1 protein-coding gene is annotated in these 759 nt (G+C 33.7%); it reads right to left on the reverse strand.

What is annotated here, in order from left to right; all coding sequences use genetic code 11:
• Positions 1 to 16 precede the first annotated feature (16 nt).
• A partial coding sequence (locus CL42_RS16230) for a transposase (RefSeq protein ID WP_035271034.1) occupies positions 17 to 759 on the reverse strand: 743 nt, incomplete at its 5' end.

Below are 759 nucleotides of genomic sequence, written 5' to 3' on the forward strand. Positions count from 1 at the left end.
TAGGACTTACGCACTATTATTTATAGATTCTCTGTGGTAGCAGATGATTTTTATCGAGAATAAAGTCATCAATGAAGTTTTTGATAACTGGTCTAAATAATTTCTTCTGCCAACGATATACATTTTCAAAGATCCGCTCAAACTGGTTCTTTTGTATCTCGACGTAGGCCATCAAGGCTGAAAAAATATGATTCAAAATCAGTTTAGATCGTCTTACTTGAAACTTTTCAATATGACAAACCTGTTTAATTACTCGATGATATTGTTCTATTTTCCAATGACTTGAATGTAATTCATAAAAACCATCAAAGGACAATAAATCATCTTCATCTTGATGCACAATATAAAATCTCTGCTGTTCTTTTAACTGAGTCTTAAATAATTGTACAAAGCCAACATCTTTGAGCCAGACCACTTGACCCTGATGAAAATTTGGCAATAAACGCAGTTGAAACCATTGTCCTTTTTCTGGGGAAACCTTACGGTTACAGTCGATACCAAACATAAATCGAATACCATATTTTCTTATGGTTTTTAGATTTCCAGTCGATGAATACCAACTATCACCTGTAATAAATTGAATCTTTGCACCCCAACTGAGTACTTCACTTAACATATCCATAAAGTAATCATTCTTGGTTTTACTTTCAGATTTGTCATAAATTCGGAAATTAATTGGAATATTTTGACCATTCTGATCTGTCGCATACAAGGTAATGAGATTAATACCCTTGACGGATCGGTGGTGTTTGCCTGACC

Origin of the sequence: Acinetobacter sp. Ver3, assembly GCF_000632455.1 — a bacterium.
Classification (GTDB): domain Bacteria; phylum Pseudomonadota; class Gammaproteobacteria; order Pseudomonadales; family Moraxellaceae; genus Acinetobacter.